This is a genomic window from Nocardia sp. NPDC059154 (genome assembly GCF_042755705.1).
Taxonomy (GTDB): domain Bacteria; phylum Actinomycetota; class Actinomycetes; order Mycobacteriales; family Mycobacteriaceae; genus Nocardia.
Genome location: NZ_JBHZCS010000097.1, coordinates 1 through 19,425, shown reverse-complemented (window position 1 = coordinate 19,425; position 19,425 = coordinate 1). Strand labels below are relative to the sequence as shown.

Below are 19,425 nucleotides of genomic sequence, written 5' to 3'. Positions count from 1 at the left end.
ACCATGACTGTCAGCCGCCGCCGCTTCCTCTCCGGCGCCGCCGCGGGCGCCGCCGGAACCGCACTGACCGCAGGCGTTCTCGTCGAGGGCGCCCGCGTGGACGCCGCCGCCGCGGGCGGGCAGGCCACGACCACACCGGCCTACCCGTTCCACGGCGCGCATCAGGCGGGCATTCTCACCCCGGCTCCGGCCGATCGCCAGAACGCCTCCTGCTTCGCCGCATTCGACGTGACCGCCGCCAACCGCGCCGAACTCGCCGACCTGATGAAGACGCTCACCGAGCGCGCCCGCGCCCTCACCGCGGGTGGCCCGCCACCGGATCTGGGCCCGAGTCACCCGCCCGCCGACAGCGCCGTCCTGGGACCCGACATCCCGGCCGACGGCCTGACCGTCACCACCGGTGTCGGTGCGAGCCTGTTCGATCAGCGGTACGGGCTGGCTTCCCAGAAACCCGCGCACCTGACGCCGATGCGGATCTTCCCCGACGACTCCCCGGAAGCGGCCTGGATGCACGGTGATCTGCTGCTGCAGCTGTGCGCCCACAACCCCGACACCATCCATCACGCCATCCGCGATCTCACCCGCCACACCCGCGGCGGGATCCAATTGCGCTGGAAGATCCAGGGTTACAACTCCCCGCCGCGGCCGTCCGGCACCGGCCGCAATCTGCTCGGCTTCAAGGACGGCACCGCCAATCCGACCGGCTCCGACGCCGCCGCTCTGATCTGGGCCGACAGCCCCGACGAGCCCGCGTGGACCCGGGGCGGCACCTATCAGGTGGTCCGTCTCATCCGCATGCTGGTGGAGTTCTGGGACCGCGTCTCGATCGCGGAGCAGGAGAACATGTTCGGCCGCCGCCGCGAATCCGGCGCGCCCCTGGACGGCACCAAGGAATTCGACGTCCCCAACTACGCCGCTGATCCCGACGCCACCGTCACCCCCGCCACCGCCCACATCCGCCTGGCCAATCCCCGCACCCCCGACACCGCCGACCAGCAGCTGCTGCGCCGCTCCTACAACTACGACCTCGGCGTCGACCCGAACGGCAATCTCGCCACCGGGCACATCTTCACCTGCTTCCAGCAGGACATCCAGCGCCAGTTCGAAACCATCCAGACCCGTTTGGCCGGAGAGCCTTTGACCGACTACGTCCAGCCCTTCGGCGGCGGCTACTTCTTCGTCCTGCCGGGCGTCACCGACACCAAGGACTGGTACGCCCGCACACTGCTGAGCTGATCCGGCACCGCCCGGGCCGAGTCAGACGGTCAGCACGGTATGGATTCGGTTGCCGGGGTCGATGGTTCGGCGCAGCGCGGCCAGGAGCGGGTAGTTCTGTCCGTAGTAGCGGCTGAGGGGATCGCCGGGTTCGAGGTAGTTGGCATAGGCCCCCACCGAGAACGGTGCGAAGAGCTGGTGGGCGGCGGTGACCCAGGCCTGGGCGGTGTCGTGCGGGATCGGTTGGTAGGCGCCCCATTCGACGAGGGCGGCGTGGTTGCGCCAGGGGAAGGCGGCAGCGGTGGGTGCGGTATCGCGGATCGCGCCGTCGAGGGTGTTGATCTGCACCCAGCCGGTGCCGCCGGCGCGCGAGAAGATCGTCAGGGCTTCGATGATGCGGGCGATGGCGTCGGGGGTGAGCTCGGAGACGACGTCGGAACCATTGGTGAAACTCGCCCGCGGTGAGGTGGGGCTGCCGCCCGCCAGATACATGATGGTGTCCATGTGATCGAGGGTCTGCGTGTCGATGGTCGACGGTTGCAGACCGATCGCATCCGTCAGCGCGGCCGCGGCCTGCTCGCCGGACCCGGCCGGGCAGACCAGCTGCATCCAGCAGTCCAGGCTGCCGTTGCCGTCGGCGTCGACGCTCACGTCGGCCCACTGGGAGCGGTCCGCGGACTGCAGCCACGTGCACCAGCCGGCGATCACCTGCGCGGCGCTGTCGCCGGGAAAGGTCAGGCGCACCAGGTCTTTCGACGTCGCGGGACAGGTGTCGAAGGTCAGCGAGGTGACCACGCCGAACAGTGGGCCGCCGCCGCGCAGCGCCCAGAGCAGGTCCGGGCGGGAGGTCTCGGAGACCTCGGCGACGGTGCCGTCGGGCAGCACGAGCGTCGCCCCGGCGAGCCGGTCGCAGGTGAGGCCGTAGGCGCGGGATTCGAAGCCGAGGCCGCCGCCGAGGGCGAGTCCGCTGATGCCGACATCCGGGCACATACCGGTCGGGATGGTCAGATCCGACCGGTCGAGCTCGCGGTAGACCTCGTACAACGTGTGGCCCGGTCCCACCACCGCCTGTCCCGCATCGACATTCACGCCGGTGAGCTGCCGGACGTCGATGATCATCGCGCCGTTCGTCGTCGACACACCCGCATAGGAGTGCCCGCCGGACCGAGCGGCCACGGGCAGGCGGTATTCGGCCGCGAAACTCATGGCGGACACGACATCGGCGGTCGAGGCGACCTGCACCACGGCAGTGGGTGTTTCGCTGTCGAACCGGGTGTTGAAGACCTGCTTGGCCATCTCGTAGCCGGTGTCGCCGACCCGGACGACGCGACCGCGGATGAGCCGCTCCAGCCTGCTCCAATTCGGTTTGACCGCACCGGTTCCGGAGGCGACCGAGACGGGATCGGCATCGGAGAGGCCGGTGAATCCCCACCCGGCCAAGGCGATTCCCAGTGCGCCACACAGAAATGTGCCTCGCGAGAAGCCGGCATCCGTCGCCCGTACGGATCTCACTCTGCGCATGTGCCCTCCAGGCTCGGAGCTAGCCGGAAAACCATGGCGGGCAACAGATGCACGCCTGCCCGGGACGTCGTCTATGTGTGGTTTGCCGCAATTTCCTGCGGATGATCAACAGCCGCCAGGTAATTGTGCCGACCACCCGGGGGGCGAGGCATGAGTTCGACCTAGGCCTAAGACAACTCACAGGCAACCGTGACCGAATTGCCCGCGTGTCGCTCTAGGTCGTGAGTTTGAAGGAGTAGTGGCCTCGGAGGAGTTGTGGCCTCAGAGATAGGCCCCGCAGTAGGGCCATGCCCCGGGACCCTCGTGCGCGAGGATCCGTTCCGCGATGCGGATCTGCTCCTCGCGACTGGCGTCGGCGGGATTCCCCCTGCCGCCGTACGCCTTCCAGGTGCCCTGGCTGAATTGCAGGCCACCGTAGTAGCCGTTGCCGGTGTCGGCCCCCCAATCCCCGCCCGCCTCGCACTGGACGACGGCATCCCAGTCGTGCCAGCCGGTGGCGAATGCGGTTGCGGCCGGCCCACAGGTCAAGGCCGTGATCCCAACCGCGAGAGCTAGAAGGTGAGCAGGTCTTCGAAACGAGTGCTGTCCGATCATGGCGTATCTCCGCCCTGGTAGCCGAACTCGCGGGAAAGACAACCAGCCGATCGTAGCTGAAGATTTGCTAGGATTCTATATTTTAGTATTGACCTGGTAATTAGTTGGTTTGCAGGCGGAAGTCGGCTGGGTCGGGCTCGGACAGCATGGACTCCATGGTGGCGCGGTCGAAGGGGAGCAGGTCGATGCTGCCGCCCTCGGTGAAGTACCAGGAGTTGCAGCCGGTGTTCCACACCGTGGGGCCCATGGCCGCGGAGACCTCGGTCTCGAACCGGTCGGTGGCGTCCTCGGTGACCTCGACGGTGTCGAATTCGCCTGCGCTCCAGCGCTGGATCCACCGGGTGATGTAGCGGGCGGTCACCTCTGCGGCGTGGTGCAGTGGAATGGAACCGGTGGGGGAGTGGGGGCCCAGGACCGTGAAGAAATTGGGGAAGCCGGGGATCGCGGTCATCCGGTAGGCGCGCGGGCCCTTCGCCCAGGCGTCGTCGATCGAGATGTCGTCGCGGCCGGTCAGATTCATCGGCCGCATGTAGTCGTGGGCGCGGAAGCCGGTGGCGAGGACGATCAGATCGAGCTGGTGGTGGCGGCCGTCGGCGGTGCGGATGCCGGTCGGGGTCACCTCCTCTATGGCCGTGGTGATCAGCTCGGCATTGCGGGCGCGCAGCGCGCGATAGTAGGTGCCGGACAGCACCTGCCGCTTGCACAGCGGCTCGTAGTCGGGGGTGAGCTGTTCGCGCAGCTCCGGCTGGAGGATCTGCGCGCGCAGGCTCAGCCGGGCGTACTCCTGGACCGCCCGTCGTCGCCAGCTCGGCCGGGTCACCACGTCGGTGAACAGCCGGGCTCCCGTCATACCTGCCCGGTAGAGCGCGCGATTCACCTGTGGCAGCCGGTTCAGCACCGCGCCGACGATCGCGGGCTGCGGGATCTGCATCGGAGCCCAGATCACCCACTGCGGGCTGCGCACGAAGTGCGTGACGCGCTCGGCCTCCGGCTGCAGCGCCGAAACCACCTGCACGCCGGTCGAACCCGTGCCGATGACCGCGATCCGCCGCCCGGCGGTCGCCACGCTGTCGTCCCAGCGCGCGGTGTGCAGCACCTCGCCGGTGAACTCGGACAGTCCGGGCATATCCGGCACCGCCGGATGATGCAGCACGCCGGTGGCCGCGATGACGAAGTCGGCCTCGTAGCGGCTCCCGTCGCCGGTCTCGACGAGCCACCCGGATCCGCTGAACGTCGCCGCCACCACCTCGGAATTCAGCCGCAGATGCGGGCGCAGCCCGTACTGCTCGGCCACATCGGCGAGATACCGCTGGATCTCCGGGCCGGGCGCGAAGATGTGCGACCAGTCCGGTTTCGGCGCGAACCCGAACTGGTACAGCTGGGAGGGCACGTCACAGGTCAGTCCGGGGTAGTGGTTCCAATGCCACACCCCGCCGACATCGGACCCCTTCTCCAGGATTACGAAGTCGTCGAACCCATTGCGCTGCAACGTGATCGCACTCGCGATGCCGGACACTCCGGCCCCGATGATCACGATGCGAGGCTGCCGCGCCGCACCCATCCCAACCTCCTTGTTGGATACCCCAGGAACTCAAATACTGACGGTATTTGGAACCGGTAGGTATGTCAATCGGCTGGTGACGGGAGGTGGCGCGGCGGCACCGCGATCAGCGTCAGCAGCCCCGTTGTGATGGGCGTGACCATCCCGGCACAGCGCGAGACGTCCGGGTCCGTCCTCGGTCCTGATCCTCAGGACTGCTTGATCGAATAGGAGCCGACGGCGTTCCCGGTCAGCTGCCAGCCGCCCGTCACCTGGGTGAGGGTGAGGTCGGAAACATTGGTGGACTGCACATTCGGGCGCGCGGCGCCGGGGTACCAGGCCTCCACCCGGCCCGTGCCGGTACCGGTGAAACCGGTGGCGCCGACCGTACTCAGGGTGCCCGGGACCGCGCGCGGGTAGGCGCGGGCCAGCGGCCGGGCGTACCCGGCGGCCTGGCCGAGCGACGCGCCCGACGGGCAGGAGATGCGGTTGAGATTGCCCTGCGGCTGGTTCGTATTGCCGTCGCGCACCGTGTGCGGGTCACCGCAGGCCTGCTTCCACGACCACCACGACCCGCCCATGCGATTGGCATCGAGCTGGTCCACGAACCGATCCACCTTGGCCGCATCGGAATTCGGATCCCCGAACCAGCCCCACTCGCCGCTCCACACCGGCGCCCGGTACTTGGCGGCGGCGTCGAGGGCGATCTTGAAGCCCACCTCGATGGTCGGGAAGGCGTTCACGATATTGATGGACTCGCTGTACAGATGCGGCGAGAACACCGCCAGCGGATCGGCGATGTAGTGCGCCGGCGGTGTGGCGTCGATGCCGATGGCCGACCAGATCGCGCTGGGCTCGAAGATGGCCAGGTGCGGCCGGCTGCCGCGCTCGGCCTGCCGGATGGCGGCAATCACCCGCTGGTAGTACCTGCCGAGCTGGTCGGCGGCCGAGAACGGGTCGCGCAGACCGGGATTGGGCTCGTTGAGCAGGTCGTAGCCGGCAATCGCGGGCTCGTCCTTGAATTCGGCGGCCAGCTTCGCCCAGGTGTCGACCAGGTGGCCCTGAATGCCCTGGGTGTCGTCGTAGAAATTCTGGAAGGCGCGGGCCACGGCGGGCGCGGTCTCGCGGACGCCACCGAAGTTGCAGGTGGTCCAGCCGTCGGTGAGGGTCGCCCACGCGGGCGCGCCGTCCCAGCCGATGCCGGGCTTCATGAAGGGCGGGCAGCTCTGCCCCCTGGGTGAGCCGACGGCCTTGCCCCAGGCGTCCTGGTGCATGTCCAGCACGGTGTAGAGGCCGTTGGCCTTGGCATCGTCGACCGCGGTGTGGATGCGGGCCAGATAGGCCGGGTCGAACGCGCCGGGGGTGGGTTCGAGCGCCGACCAGGCCAGGTTCAGCCGCACCACGTTGAAGCCGAGCTCCGCCATCTGCGCGAAGTCGGTCCGGTCGAGCGGCGCGACGGTCGGCAACGCCGGATCGTTCTGCGCGTAGTCGTTGAGCTGGTTGACATTCACGCCGCGCAGCAGCACCGTGCGCCCGGTGACATCGGCGATGGCGCCATTGGCGACCGTGAGCTGAGGCAGGGTCCAGCCGCCCGGCTCCGCCGTCGCTTCCTGGGCTGTGAGGCCGGTGAACAGCAGCGCCGCCGCGACGGCGGACGCCAGAACTCGGCCCCGTATCAGCATGTCCTACCTCTCCCTGGCGTGAAATCGCGAGGATTTCTCCGGGCGATACCCGGTGCGTGCACGGAAAACCTAGTGGCACAAGGGCTCCGAGAGAAACATCGGTTCCGAACGGATTGACAAGTCCGGGTTGTCAATAATGTTCCCCGCTACTGCACCGCGGGCAAGGACCGCACCGGCTGGGCCGCCTACCTGCAGTTGAAGCACAAGCTGATCCAGTAGCCGCCCGGCGGCGGGCTGTCAGGAGTCGCCGGCGTCCAGGGGATGGAGCCGGCCCCGGGAACGGACGATCGGCAGCTGGTGCTGCATCTGCCAGTTCTCCATGGTCAGCGAGTACAGCCCGCCTCGAACCCGCAGGCGCGATTGCATATCCAGTGGCAGCGTGTACGTCACGGCCCCGGCTTCCCACATGGTCCGGAAGTCGGGGAATCGCTCCAGCCGTTCGTGGTATTCCTGCGCCCACGAGGTGTGGCCGTAGCGCCCCATGAATCCTCGATGGGTGGCGACTCCGATCCCCACCTGGTCATTCCAGTTGATCATGATTTCCCGAGCCTCGTCGGTGAACGACCACTCGAGCATGTACGTCCCCGGCCGATGCGTCGGGAAGGTGTCGTAGTAGGCCTGATTCGCCGTGATCAGCCGGCGCTGCGGCGCGTAGAAGGACACGAGATCGGCTGCCGCCTCGGTCATTTCGGTGTCCATGATGGGTGTCACCGCGGTCTCGAACACCTCGAAATCCGGGATCTCCAGGGCCGGGCCGATTCCGGTGATGGACGGGTAGGGCGAGGCGTAGCCGGCCAGATCGCAGATATAGCGCCACTCGTCGTCGCTGGCCTGATAGGTCGTCGCCAGCACCCGCAGGATCCCGGCGTCGACCTGTCCGACCTCGTCGCGCTCGACCTTGGTCAGGTAGCTGGCGGTGATATGCGCTTCGGCCGCAGCCTTTTCCCGGCTGAACTTGCGCGCCGCGGGAAGCTCGCCGGTCTCGTGCCTGTGGACCTCTTCGCGCTTGCGCAGAAACGTAAGATGCTGCCCCAACGACTGTTTCGTGGGCTCGTTCACCACTCTCGGCGGATCCTCTCTGGGTACTGCATGCAACGCGATTGTATATACGGGCCGGGGATGTTCGGTTCGGGTCGCGCCGGACCCGCCCTGATACATTCCGAAACATGGGGTACGAGATCGGCTCTCCGGCAGACAATTTGGCGACCGAGGTCACCGAATTGACCGATAACTTCTTCGATGAGCCGCACACGGTGTACGACCAGCTGCGGGCCAGGGGAGCGGTGCATCGGGTCCGCCTGCCGGATTCCGGACTCGGATGGCTGATCACCGATTACGACGTCGCCAAGGCCGCGTTCACCGATCCCGCCATCAGCAAGGTACTCAAGTCCCCCGGCGCCAAGGCCACGGTCGCGGCGGAGGGCGGCGACCGGCATCTCGGCGGCAGCATGTTCGCGGACATGATGGTCTTCTACGACCCGCCGGAGCACACCCGCCTGCGCGGCCTGGTCAACCGGGCCTTCAGCGGACGGGCCATGGCCGAGCTGTCGCCGCGGATCAGCGAACTCGCCGACGAGTTGCTCGCCGACTTGGCTTCCGACCGTGGCGAAGTCGTGGATCTGCTGGAACGTTTCGCCGTCCCGCTCGGCATGTCGGTGATCTGCGAACTACTCGGTGTCCCCAGCACGGACCGCGACGCCTTCCAGCGCTGGTCCACCTCACTGTTGTCCAGCGAGGAGAGCAACGAGGCCCGCGCCACCGCGGTCATGGATTTCGTCCGCTACATCGACCAGCTGATCCGCACCAAGGACGCGACCCCCGGCCGGGACCTGCTCTCCGAACTCATCGCCGCCCGCCAGGACGACGACCGCCTCAGCCACCGCGAACTGATCAGCATGGTCTTCCTGCTCCTGGTGGCCGGCTTCGAAACCACGGTCAACCTGATCGGCAACGGCGTCGCAATCTTCCTGGCCGACAAGAACCTTCACCAGGCCCTTCTCGCCGACCCGGACCGCATCCCCGCCTTCATCGAGGAGGTCCTCCGCTTCGAAGCCCCCGCCACCGAAGCAACCTTCCGCTACACCACCGCCCCCACCACCCTCGGCGGCATCGAAATCCCCCAGGACCAACTCGTCCTCATCTCCATGGCGGCCGCCGACCGCGACCCCACCCAATTCCCCGACCCCCACCGCTTCGACCCCGACCGCTCCCCCAACCACATAGCCTTCGGCCACGGCATCCACCGCTGCGTAGGCGCCCCCTTGGCCCGCACCGAAAGCGCCATCGCCCTCACCCGCCTCCTATCGACCTACCCCAACCTCGAACTCGCCCCCGACACGGACCTCCATTGGCGCAAAAGCCTCATCGTCCGAGGCCTCACCGCCCTCCCGGTCCGGTTGCGATAATCCGGCAGCGATCTTTCGAGCCCGGACTGGTCGGACCGACCGTGCACCGCTCACCGATTTGGAGCTGGCAACCGCTGTTGTCTCGGGCCTGCGATTACAGGTCGTGCGCGTCCGTCGGCGGGCATGTTCGGAGACGGCTACGTGCGCTGGAATCACCGTTGGTTCGGTCAGGGCGGCGTGACGGCTGAACCAGCGCAGGCGGTGGCCGTCAGCGTGGTTGCGGCGGAGGTGAAAGCGATCAGGTATGCGGTCGCTGGGTGGGTGTTATTGCGCAGCAGCCGATTCCGGCTCCAGCCGAGCACTGACACTACGAGCATGAGTGCCGCCGCGGCGGGGTCGGCCGCATGCATGTTGTTTACTCCGTAGCTCGGTGCGGCCTGGTGACTCAGCGCGATTTGACTGGCAGGATCGCCAGAGCGCCCAGGGCCGCGATCGCCGCGACGAACGGATAGAGCGCCCCGTAGCCCCCGAAGGCGGTGACGATCGCGGCTGCGGTCATCGGAGCGATGGTGTTCGGGAGGGTGGCGGCGATATTGAGGATGCCGAGATCGGTTGCGGCACTGTCCTCCCGGGGCAGCACCTGGGTGACCAGCGCCTGATCGACGGCAAGGAAGGTGCCGAATCCGATGGTGAGCACCACGATCGAGCAGATTATGCCGCCCCGGGTCGGAGAGATGAGCGGGATCAGGGCCGACCCGGCGATGATCAGTCCGCCGACGAGGACGATCGGTTTGCGGCGGCCGATGCGGTCGGAGAGCGGTCCGGAGATGCTGATGGCGAGCAGGAAGCCGGGCAGGCTCGAAATGCTGAGCACCGGGGCCAGATGCGTGGCGTCGTGGACGCTGAGCCCGATGTAGTCCTCGAGGATGTAGAGCTGGTAGGTCAGCACCATGTAGTAGCCGCCGCAGATGAGAAAGCGGCCGAGGAACACCCACGCGAAATCGGGGTGCTGAACCGGATTGATCCACAACGATCGCAGAAACGAGCCGATGGAGAGGTCAGGTCGGCTCACGCCCCGGTTGTCACGATCGGGATTGAGGACGAGAAAGGCCATCGCGATCACTAGCAGGGCGATCGCCGCCACCACATAACCGAGCGGGATTCGAGTCGCGAAACTCGCACCGAACGCGGGCGCGAGAATGGCGGCGGTAATGGTGCCGAGGCCGGCGAGCGCGGAATAGCGGCCGCGGCGATCCACGGGAACGCGATCGGGCTGGATGGCCGTCAAAGGCCCTTGGAACGCATTGAATCCAACATGCACGACGATCGCCGCGACGAGCAGCATCGCCACGGATCGGGAGGCACCGGCGGCGACCAGACCTACGCAGCCGACCAGCGCGCCTATGGCCATCCACGGCATCCGGGCTCCCCATCGGGTTCGGGTGCGATCGGAGAAGAGGCCGATGAGCGGCTGGGCCACCATCGACGCGGCGGCGATCGCGACATGGACCATGGCGAGCTTCTCGACCTTGTTCGCCGGGTCGAAGCCCTGAATCTGCAGTGCCGCAAAGTAGCCCACGATGCCGTAGGAGAACTGCGGGGCGGCGCTGGCCAGCGGCACGGTCATGAACAGGCGGCGCAAGGCCTGCGACCGCAGCTCCTCCTCGGCAGCGTGCAGGGGCGGGGTTGCCGTGGTGGGAGGCGTGCTTCCGGCGGCGGAGGGCTGTGAAGTCATCGAAGTCCTTGCATCTGGGGACGATTGACAGGCTATGACATTAGTGCCATAGTGAGCTCCACTCAACTAGTGGAATACTAAGAAGTTCTGAAGGGAGTGCCGCCTCGTCGGCGCCATTGCCCGATGCTCGGGCAGTCGTGGCGACCGAAAATTCCGTGTCATTGCACGAGAGCTCTCGTGGATATATTTGATGCGGTATCCAAGAATTGCTTCGTATATTGCTGAAAAGCATTGGCCGTGACCTTGTTTGTGCGGGTCGCGGCCATTTTTGTATGGTTTCCGGCAGTCTGGCGAGGCCGGTTGCAAAATTTGATGCGAATAATCCGAAAGCTCGGTATTCGACTGTTCGGTGATCTAGTCTTCGTCACTAGCGCGCGCTGGCTGTGGAATTCTTCCGCGACCTATATTCCGCTTGTCCAATTCTCGATGAGGAATTCGATGAAGATTAGAAATGGAATCTGTGCGGCGACAACGGTCGCCGCTGTCGCCGTGGCCGCCGCCGCGGTTGCCGCCCCGAGTTCGGCAGCTCCTGCTCCAGCGCAGCCGGACGCCGTCGCCGCGGCCCTCGCGGCCGGATACCGGGCGACAACCGACGGCGGCAGCATGGTCGCCACCATCACGGACGGAAGCTTCACCATCGACGACACCACGCATGTCGTGGCGCTGCGCGATACTCATGGCGCGGTGAAAGACACTGTGCCGCTGGCCTTTGCGGTCGACGGGCAGCAATTCTCGATCGACGCCCGGATCTCGGCCGACGGCCGGTCGCTGCGGATGACCCCACAGGTGCCGCCCGGGGTGCCGAGCGCGACCGCGGTCGCCTCGCCGCTCGAGAACCAGCTGGCCATGAACGATCTGATCAACTCGGTGAGCTTCGGCCTGTCGGCCGGATCGCTGATCGGCACCGTCATCGGCGCGGTCATCGGCGTCGGCGCGGGCCTGGCGGTCTCGGGAGCCTCCTGTGTGGTGCTGAGCATCGGATGCGTACTCGCTGTCGTCCCGATCGTGACCCTGCTCGGCGGCGTCGGCGGGCTGGCCGGGCTCGTGCTCGGCGGCGCACCGGGTTTGGCCGCGGGTCTGTGGAACTACTACACCACCATGCAGGCGGCCCCGGGGCACAGCAAGTACGCCGATCAGCTCCCCGGCTTCAACCAGCCCGAGCCCGCCGACGGGGGTGCGCAGTGAGGTTGCACAGGAAGACTCTGGTCCTGGCCACAGCCGTGGCCGTGTCGACGGCCGCCGCGGTCGCCGCCGCACCGGCGTCGGCCGATGCCGGAGCGGCGGATTCGGTCGTGAACTTCCACGCCGATATGCAGAACGGCTGGGTGGCAACCTCTTTGGATGCCGGGCAGTTCGCGCCCGTGCCGGACGGTGGCTCCATCGTGATCCTCGACGACGGCGGGCAGACGGTCGGCCGGATCCCACTGGCCTTCCGGCTGGCCGACCGGGAATACGCTGTCCAGCAGGAGATCTCGGAGGACGGCCGCACCCTGCGGTTGGCCGCCGACCTGGGTGGGAGCGCGCCGCCGGCACAGCCGGTGGCCTCGCCCCTGGAAAACCAGCTGGCCGCCAATGACGCCTTGTCGAAACTGGGACTCGCGGCCGCGGTCGGCCCGCTGGCGGGCGCCGCCGCCGGCGCTGTCCTCGGGGCCGTCGTCGCACTGGCGACGTGCGCCGTCCTGACGATCGGCTGCCTGCTGACCGGACTACCCATCATCGGAGTGTTCGCCGGTGCGGGCGGCCTGGCCGGCACCATTCTGGCCGGCGGTGGCGCGGCGGCCTACGGCGCCTGGAACTATCTGAACACCTTGGCGGCCGAACCCGGCAAGAGTCAGTACCACAAGGACGGATACGGCACCGACGGCGCCGGAGTGCCCGACTCGGTGCTGCGAGTGCCCAAGCTGGCGACCGGTTCCAGCGGCGGCAGCAGCAGCGGCAGCGGCAAGCACTGACCGTTCTACTTCGACGCCCCGGGGCTGGAGCCCCGGGGCGTTGGCACATCCGGATCAGCGTCCGTCCGGCGCGGCCGAGCCTCCGAGCTGGGCCATGATCTGATCGGGGGTGGCTCCGAATCGGGCTGCCTGCGCGAGCATTTCGGCAGGCGGAGTGAACAGGATCATGCTCGGGGTGTAAGTCCCGTCGATGCGCGCCAGCAGATATCGCGCCGCGCCCGACACGTATTCCCCGTTGGACTGCACGGCCGCGTCGATGGCCGCGCGGTGTGGACCGATCTGCGCATCGGAGAGAGCCGTCAGCGCCGAGAGCGCTTCGAGCCGGACCGGCCGTGGCTGCGCGGCATCCAGGTACCCGGCCAGGCGGGTGACCGCGTCGGCATCCTCCACGTAGCGTGCCAGGGTCTCCAGGCTGGGGATCATGACGAACGGATCGGGCTCGCTCGCAACGAGACTCCGCAACCGGGACGCGATCTTCTCGTCGATCGCACCTGCGGCGAGAATGCCGATGGCAGCCCAGCGGCGCACGGTGGCATCGGAATCATCGAGCGCGGCGACGAATACCGCCGTGCTGCCAGGGCGTTGTTCCGTGACCGCGTCGGCGATGTCGAGCACTCGTTCGAGCGGGTAGGCGCCGGGTACCCGGCTGGCGTCGTAGCCCTCGTGCGGCGAGCCTTCGGGCAGAAACCCATTGTCGTGGACCGCGATCAGGTGCGCGCGCAACGCTGTCGCGAGCCGCTTCTCCACTCCGGCGTACTGCGGGTCACCGGCCAGATTCCGCACCTGATCCGGATCGGTCTCGGTGTCGTACAACTCGATACCCGGTTTCGCCTTCCAGAAGACGGATTGGACGGCGTCGAGCCGTCCCGCGAGATGCTCTGTCTCCCAGGACTGGTAGCCGGCCGCGATCCACGCGAACGGCTGATGCCGGCCATAGGGCCGATGCGGGTGATAGTTGCGGATGTAGCGGTATCGCTGGTCGCGGACGCTGCGGATGAGGTCGTATCGCTCGTCCATCCGGCCGCGGCCCCCGAACGCGAGCGACGTGTACGGGTCGAACTCGGTGTGCGCCAGGCTGTTTCCGCGCATGTGGGCGGGCAGCTGGGCACCGGCCAGGTCGATCACGGTGGCGGGAATTCTGTCGGTGGTAACGGCCGCGCCGACTCGAGTGCCCGGGGCAGGGAAAAGCCCTCGATAGGGCTGGGGCGCTCGGATGATGAGCGGGACCTGCAGTCCTTCGTCGTAGCAGAAGCGTTTCGACCGCGGATTGACACCGCCGTGGTCCGAGGTGTGGATGACGATCGTCGTATCGGCTAGTCCGTCCTCGTTCAGCTGGGCGAGCAGATCACCGACGAAGGCGTCCATCGCGTCGATGTTGTCGTAATAGCGGGCGATATCGCCTCTGATCTCGGGGGTGTCCGGAAGATAGGCGGGCACGCGGACGAACTCGGGGTCGACCCGAGCGGGCACGGTCCGCCGGAACACCGAACTCTCGTGCGTGCCATCGAAATTGAACACTGCCAGGAACGGCGTGCCTGGCGCGCGGTTGCGCCAATGCGCGGTGCGGGACGACTCGTCCCAGATCACATCCGGATCGACGTCGCAGTTGTAGTCGGTCTTGGCGTTGTTCGTGCAGTAGTAGCCCTGCTCGCGCAGGATTTCCGGATAGGTCCGCAGCCAGGACGGCATCGGCGCGGTGGCGCGCATGTGGTTGGCCGGCGCATGGCTTTCCGGGCGCAGGCCGGTCAGCATGGCGAATCTGGAGGGCGCGCAGACCGGGCTGACGCTGAACGCGTGCTCGAACATCACGCCCTCGCGGGCCAGCCGGTCGAGGTTCGGGGTCCGGGCCAGTTCGTCGCCGTAGCAGCCGAATCGCGGCGGGCAGTCTTCGCTGACGATCCAGAGGATGTTGGGCCGGTCGTCGAGTGGCATGGGGGTCCTTCCGGGGGGAGCGGGATCCGCGGATGGAGAGTGGGCGCGGGATCCCTCTCGACTATGCCACAAGTGGAATACTGTTGCCGCTATTCCGGGATGCCGTGCGCGGTTAGGGCGCGGACGGTCAGCTGGGTCAGGTGCCCGATGATGAGGTCCGGCGGGGTCTGGTCGGCGATCAGGTGCATCACGACCGCGCCGCGCAGGGTATTGAGCGTCAGACGCGGGTCGATCGGATCGTCTTCGGCACTGCCGCAATCGATTTCGCCTCTCTCGTGGGCGGCGTCGACTATGGTCCGCAGTGCCGTTTCGAGTGGTCCGAGCGTCCCGGCCTCCAGACCGGGCATATCGGTGACGTGGTCGGCCTCCGTCATCAGCCCGAGGATGCCCGCGCGGACGTCGGGGCGGCAGATGTAGTCGACCAGCGCGGCGATGAACAGTCGCAGATCGGCCGCGAGCGGTCCCGGGTAGCGGGCCGGCCAGTGATCCTCCGGGTTGGCGAACAGCGCCTCGGAGACGAGCGCCGCCCGGTTGGGCCACCAGCGGTAGAGCAACTGCCTGGTCACGCCCGCGCGGCTCGCGATATCGGAGTAGTTGAGCCCCGCATAGCCGTGGGCGCCGAGCAGTTCACGGGTTGCGGTCAGGACGGCTCGATGGCGGGCGGTGTCGCGCGGTCGCCCGGCGGGTCTGCCGGGGACCCGCGCGTCCACCGCGTCTTGCAGGCGGGGCATGCGTCCTAAACTACCTGGGGCTCAGCAGGGTTCCTCGGGCACGCCGAAATGTGCGCGGTAGCGGGAGGTCCGCGCGCGCACGGCGGCCAGATCCAAACCGGTGTCGGCGAAGGTGTACTGATGTCCACCGCCCGTTACGCGCGCATTGCCCAGGACGAAGGCGACCATGGCTCGGCGGGCATCGAGGGAAAGCTCCCAGCCGAATCGGTCGTAGACGGTGTCCACCCCGGGCAGGGGAGCATCCATTAGATCCGCGAAGGTCAGATCCACGATCCGGTCCGCCGCGATGACGCCGTGCAGCCGGGCGTCCACGGACCGTTCGAGACCGTCCAAGATGATCTCGCTGAATTCCGTTGCAATGGACTGCGGATCGATCCGGTCGGTGCCGAGTTTGCGCAGGGTGGCGATCAGGCTGGTGACCGACGCCATGACGCGGGCGGGGTCGCGGTGGGTCTGGACCAGCAGCGCGTCCGGGTACTCGTGCATCAGTTGTGGCAGCGTCCAGGTGTGGAACGGAGACTTGAGCAGCCACCGCTTGCCGGGGTGTTCGCTCTGCAACAGTTCCAGATAGCGGCGATGCCAGGTGTACGCGGCGGCCAGATGGCCGCCGTCGACCGCGTCGTGCAGCAGCCAGTCCAGGTAGGTCGGTACCGAGTACTGGGTGGGATAGATGGCGCTGGCGAACGCGCCGGCCGTGATTCGGATGCACTCCTGGGCCAGCTGGGCCCCGAGCTGATGCACATGCCGGAACTCGGGAATGATCGAATCCACCGCGGCGAAGGTCGCTTCGACCTCGGCGATGCGCGGGTCCGAATGGTAGGTGATGGTGCGCGGTGGTGGCAGCGGGCGATCGACTTCCCAGGTCATCGGCACGCGATGGTCGCGATCGTGGGCGAGCAGATCGAACAGCATGGTGGTGCCGGTGCGCGCCTGACCGACGATCACGACCGGGGGAGTGACCTCGGTGTCGCGGATCTCCGGATGCCGCCGATGATGATCGACGATCCGCAACCTGTTACTCAGATAGATCGTCAGTTCGCCCTGGACCACCAGGCGTCCCAGGTCGTGCAGCTGGGCTTCCGTGTCGAGGCTGGGCAGCAGGACGGCCAGGCCCCCACGCCAGAGGTCGCCGCCGAACAGCGCGTCGTCGCCGAAATCCGTCAGCCCGGTGGCATCGGTTGCGCTGGCGAGCAATTCGTCCATCTTCATGCCGACACCTCGCTCATCGCCACGATGCGCGTATGCGTCTCGGGGGCGGCCGGGTGGTCGAGCCAGCGCAGCACCACGAAACCGCGTCGCCGCCCGCCGGTGTCGAGCCAGTTCGGCACTCCTGGATTCGAACCCGAAATCACGAGGCGCACCGTGCCGTCCGCGCGTGGGACGGCACGCGCATTCGTGATCGAGGACGCCCGCAGATGAGGTTCGAGGCATTCGTGCCAGATGTTCTCGAGGGTGGCCGACCAGTAGCGGGTCGCCGGCGGCATCACATCGATCTGCAACGCCTGGCCGTCCTCCAGGTCGAACATACCGAGCATGTACAGGTTGTCGGGGGTGGTGTTCTCCGATCCCAGCGCCTCCGGCTCCGCGATCACCAGTGTGTTGGGGCGATCCTTCAGATCGGGCAGCACGGTGCGGTGCAGCGTCAGCATCTTGACCGCCGTCCAGGTGAGCGCGGTGAGCTGGTCGGCGAGGGTCGCGTCGTCCAATAGCGGTGCGGGGTGCGGAGTCTTGATCAGCGCCACCTCGAACGCGGCCGATTCCTCGGTCTCGGCGTCGGCGATGTACTGCCGTGCGACGATCGCGGAGGCATCGCCCGGGATCGGAATCCAGGTGCCCGGCAATCCCGGATCATCCATCGAGAGAACGAGATCGAATCGGCCGTCGGCGTCGAGCGCCAGATCGCGATCGGAGACGTAGGCCGCGCTGCGGCGGGGTGTCAGCCCGGTCCCGGCCATGATCTGAAAGCCGAGATAGGCGGAGCTGCCCCGGGTTCCGGTGATCCGGTACCGCTGGCCCGGGGTCAGGGTGCACAGGTCGTAGGTGCCGTCCGGGTTGGGGCCGCCGACCTGTCGCCACGGCGTGGTCATCGCGAAGAACCGCGGAGCGCCGGGGTCCACGTCCAGGCACAGTTCGCTGCACATGGCGAGCACCCGATTGATGACGCGGTATCCCTCGAGTCGCTCGCGAGCGTCGCGGGCATCCTCTCGGACGATGTCGGCGAGGTTCTGCACCGTCGACACCAGGAACCCGAAGGCGACGTCGGATGCCGGAGTTGTCTGGGAATTTGTTGTGTGCGTGAGTGATTCGTTCAATGCACTGTCCTCTGTGCGAGCCCGCCGAGAGTGCGGCGGGGGATCGGGGAGGTAATTACCACACACGATGTATTGAAATGTCAAGGCTCGATTCTCGTGGTTGACATTGCAAGACACACTGTGTGGTAATTGCGTGTCTCAGCTCACCACTACCGAGGGATGGACCGATGACAGCGGATTCCCGGCTGGCTGCCCAACTCGCCGAACAGGCGGGAAATCTGTTGCAGCGGTTGCGAACCGGCCCGCTGACCGGGCGGGAACTCGGTGCGCGCGGCGATCTCGAGTCCAACGCGTTCCTGCTGTCCGAACTCGACCGGGCCCGTCCCGGTGACCGCGTCCTCTCCGAGGAGTCCGCGGACGATCCACGACGGATCTCGGCCGATCGAGTGTGGATAATCGATCCGCTCGACGGGACTCGCGAATACGCCATGCCCGGACGATCGGATTGGGCGGTCCATGTGGCGTTGTGGGAACGGGACCGGGGGATCGCCGCGGCCGCCGTGGCTCAACCGGCATTGGGCGTCGTGTACGCCAGCGACGCGGCGCCGACGCTTACGTCGCCGGTCGAATCCGTGCGCATCGTGGTCAGCTCCAGCCGTCCGCCGGAGTGCGCGAAGGCGGTCGCCGCCGCACTGGGCGCGGAACTCGTGCCGATGGGCTCGGCGGGTGCGAAGACCATGGCCGTGCTGCGCGGTGACGCCGAGGTCTACCTGCACGCCGGCGGGCAGTACGAGTGGGACTCGGCTGCACCGGTCGGTGTGGCCGGGGCTGCTGGCCTGCACACCTCCCGGATCGATGGTTCGCCGTTGCGCTACAACCGGTCCGATCCGTACCTGCCCGATCTGCTGGTGTGCCGCCCGGAATTGGCGGGCGCGGTGCTCGAGGCGATCTCCGGAGCGAGTGGCCGATGAGATGAAGGCGGTCGCGCCGCGGCCCAGCTCGTTGACCCTGGCGAGCGGTGGTGACATAGTGTGCGTATTCAACTAGTGGAATGCGTGCGGCGTTCGGTCTGAAAGGGGGAGTCGGGTGAAGTTGGAGTTGCTGCTCCTCGGCATCCTTGGCATCCGGCCATCTACCGGATATGTCCTGAAGAAGTTCTTCGATGAGAACGGACGTTTCCTGCGCCCGAATACCCAGATGAGTCAGGTGTATCGGGCGCTGGCCAAGATGACCGAGCAGGGGTGGGTGCGCTACGAGGTGGACCCGCGACCGGGGCCGCAGGACGCCAAGACGTACTACGTGACGCCCGAAGGGATGACGGTCTTCCTGGATTGGCTGACGGGTCCTTATACACCGCCGCCGACGATCACGGAACCGGAATTCCGGTCGCGCATGAGTTTTTCGGGATTCATGTCCGAGGAGCAGATCCTCAAGCTCCTCGATATCGAGCTGGCCGCCCGGCATGAGCAGGTCGCGCGATTCCGCGACCGCGACCGAACCTTCGAACACACCTCGGCCTTCCCTTTCGACCGCGAGCTGGCGACCGCGATCGGAAATCGGCTCCACGAATTCGGGAGTGCGGAAATGGACCGCTACATCGAGCAGCTCGAACGTTTGCGCACGGACCTGCTGAACGGCCGGGTCCGTTCCGGGGACACCGAACCTCCTGCGCTGCACAGCGTTCGGTAACGAGCACGCAGCTCCCAGCAGCGGCGGATGGTCCACGCCTCATAGAGCGGGTGGCCCGGGCACGATCCCGGTGAGCCGGTGCGAAGCGGATGTGGCGGGTTCGGATCGAGTCATCTGTTTCCCTCGGTGGGAAGACGAACGTCGGCCGGGATGGCGGTGGCCGTCCCTAGCTGGCCTTCGAGATCGGATCAGACGCGCGGTGCGGGGATTTCGACTGCTGCCCCGAGGTCGGCCACG

16 protein-coding genes and 2 pseudogenes are annotated in these 19,425 nt (G+C 67.2%); 7 read left to right on the top strand and 11 right to left on the bottom strand.

Annotated features, from left to right (window positions below; genetic code table 11):
* Positions 1–3 precede the first annotated feature (3 nt).
* Positions 4–1,236 carry an iron uptake transporter deferrochelatase/peroxidase subunit gene (efeB, locus tag ACFXN1_RS46350; protein WP_379443984.1) on the top strand — a complete coding sequence of 411 codons (1,233 nt, stop codon included), beginning with the start codon at positions 4–6 and terminating at the stop codon, positions 1,234–1,236.
* 21 nt (positions 1,237–1,257) lie between these two features.
* Here efeB and ACFXN1_RS46345 read toward each other — a convergent pair whose 3' ends face one another.
* The 4 genes from ACFXN1_RS46345 to ACFXN1_RS46330 all read right to left on the bottom strand — a co-directional run bounded on the left by ACFXN1_RS46345 (position 1,258) and on the right by ACFXN1_RS46330 (position 6,552).
* The gene (locus ACFXN1_RS46345; RefSeq protein ID WP_379443986.1) at positions 1,258–2,655 is read right to left on the bottom strand and encodes an FAD-binding oxidoreductase; all 1,398 of its coding nucleotides are present in this window, start codon (positions 2,653–2,655) and stop codon (positions 1,258–1,260) included.
* A 342-nt stretch (positions 2,656–2,997) separates the two neighbouring features.
* Positions 2,998–3,330, bottom strand: a complete 333-nt coding sequence (locus ACFXN1_RS46340; protein WP_379443987.1) for a transglycosylase family protein — start codon at positions 3,328–3,330, stop codon at positions 2,998–3,000.
* A gap of 100 nt (positions 3,331–3,430) precedes the next feature.
* Entirely contained in the window at positions 3,431–4,891 is a 1,461-nt protein-coding gene (locus tag ACFXN1_RS46335; protein WP_379443989.1) for a flavin-containing monooxygenase, read from the bottom strand.
* A gap of 188 nt (positions 4,892–5,079) precedes the next feature.
* Positions 5,080–6,552: a glycoside hydrolase family 5 protein gene (locus ACFXN1_RS46330; RefSeq protein ID WP_379443990.1), complete on the bottom strand. Its 1,473-nt coding sequence runs from the start codon at positions 6,550–6,552 to the stop codon at positions 5,080–5,082.
* Between the two features lie 150 nt (positions 6,553–6,702).
* On the opposite strand from ACFXN1_RS46330, the pseudogene ACFXN1_RS46325 reads away from it, so the two are divergent.
* A pseudogene (locus ACFXN1_RS46325) lies at positions 6,703–6,771 on the top strand (tyrosine-protein phosphatase); the annotation flags it as partial.
* 18 nt (positions 6,772–6,789) lie between these two features.
* On the opposite strand, the gene ACFXN1_RS46320 reads toward ACFXN1_RS46325, so the two are convergent.
* The gene (locus tag ACFXN1_RS46320; RefSeq protein ID WP_379443991.1) at positions 6,790–7,611 is read right to left on the bottom strand and encodes a helix-turn-helix domain-containing protein; all 822 of its coding nucleotides are present in this window, start codon (positions 7,609–7,611) and stop codon (positions 6,790–6,792) included.
* Between the two features lie 107 nt (positions 7,612–7,718).
* On the opposite strand from ACFXN1_RS46320, the gene ACFXN1_RS46315 reads away from it, so the two are divergent.
* Positions 7,719–8,957: a cytochrome P450 gene (locus tag ACFXN1_RS46315; protein WP_379443993.1), complete on the top strand. Its 1,239-nt coding sequence runs from the start codon at positions 7,719–7,721 to the stop codon at positions 8,955–8,957.
* 167 nt (positions 8,958–9,124) lie between these two features.
* On the opposite strand, the gene ACFXN1_RS46310 is transcribed toward ACFXN1_RS46315, so the two are convergent.
* Positions 9,125–9,307 carry a hypothetical protein gene (locus ACFXN1_RS46310; RefSeq protein ID WP_379443994.1) on the bottom strand — a complete coding sequence of 61 codons (183 nt, stop codon included), beginning with the start codon at positions 9,305–9,307 and terminating at the stop codon, positions 9,125–9,127.
* Between the two features lie 35 nt (positions 9,308–9,342).
* Positions 9,343–10,632 (bottom strand): MFS transporter, encoded by a 1,290-nt coding sequence (locus tag ACFXN1_RS46305; RefSeq protein ID WP_379403076.1) that lies wholly within the window; start codon positions 10,630–10,632, stop codon positions 9,343–9,345.
* 438 nt (positions 10,633–11,070) lie between these two features.
* On the opposite strand from ACFXN1_RS46305, the gene ACFXN1_RS46300 reads away from it, so the two are divergent.
* Positions 11,071–11,817: a hypothetical protein gene (locus tag ACFXN1_RS46300; RefSeq protein ID WP_379443996.1), complete on the top strand. Its 747-nt coding sequence runs from the start codon at positions 11,071–11,073 to the stop codon at positions 11,815–11,817.
* Positions 11,814–12,584, top strand: a complete 771-nt coding sequence (locus ACFXN1_RS46295) for a hypothetical protein (RefSeq protein ID WP_379443997.1) — start codon at positions 11,814–11,816, stop codon at positions 12,582–12,584. The genes ACFXN1_RS46300 and ACFXN1_RS46295 overlap by 4 nt, the downstream gene beginning before the upstream one ends.
* 54 nt (positions 12,585–12,638) lie before the next feature.
* Here ACFXN1_RS46295 and ACFXN1_RS46290 read toward each other — a convergent pair whose 3' ends face one another.
* The 4 genes from ACFXN1_RS46290 to ACFXN1_RS46275 form a co-directional block, all read right to left on the bottom strand.
* Positions 12,639–14,516: a sulfatase-like hydrolase/transferase gene (locus tag ACFXN1_RS46290; protein ID WP_379443998.1), complete on the bottom strand. Its 1,878-nt coding sequence runs from the start codon at positions 14,514–14,516 to the stop codon at positions 12,639–12,641.
* A gap of 89 nt (positions 14,517–14,605) precedes the next feature.
* Positions 14,606–15,247, bottom strand: a complete 642-nt coding sequence (locus ACFXN1_RS46285) for a TetR/AcrR family transcriptional regulator (protein WP_379444000.1) — start codon at positions 15,245–15,247, stop codon at positions 14,606–14,608.
* Positions 15,248–15,268: 21 nt separating this feature from the next.
* Positions 15,269–16,456: a sulfotransferase family protein gene (locus tag ACFXN1_RS46280; protein ID WP_379444001.1), complete on the bottom strand. Its 1,188-nt coding sequence runs from the start codon at positions 16,454–16,456 to the stop codon at positions 15,269–15,271.
* The gene (locus ACFXN1_RS46275) at positions 16,453–17,559 is read right to left on the bottom strand and encodes a DUF1214 domain-containing protein (protein WP_379444002.1); all 1,107 of its coding nucleotides are present in this window, start codon (positions 17,557–17,559) and stop codon (positions 16,453–16,455) included. The genes ACFXN1_RS46280 and ACFXN1_RS46275 overlap by 4 nt, the downstream gene beginning before the upstream one ends.
* Positions 17,560–17,726: 167 nt before the next feature.
* On the opposite strand from ACFXN1_RS46275, the pseudogene ACFXN1_RS46270 reads away from it, so the two are divergent.
* Together ACFXN1_RS46270 and ACFXN1_RS46265 are read left to right on the top strand one after the other, a co-directional pair.
* Positions 17,727–18,452 (top strand): annotated as a pseudogene (locus ACFXN1_RS46270) (3'(2'),5'-bisphosphate nucleotidase CysQ); the annotation flags it as partial.
* 133 nt (positions 18,453–18,585) lie between these two features.
* Entirely contained in the window at positions 18,586–19,188 is a 603-nt protein-coding gene (locus ACFXN1_RS46265; RefSeq protein ID WP_379403083.1) for a PadR family transcriptional regulator, read from the top strand.
* The last annotated feature ends 237 nt before the right edge of the window (positions 19,189–19,425 follow it).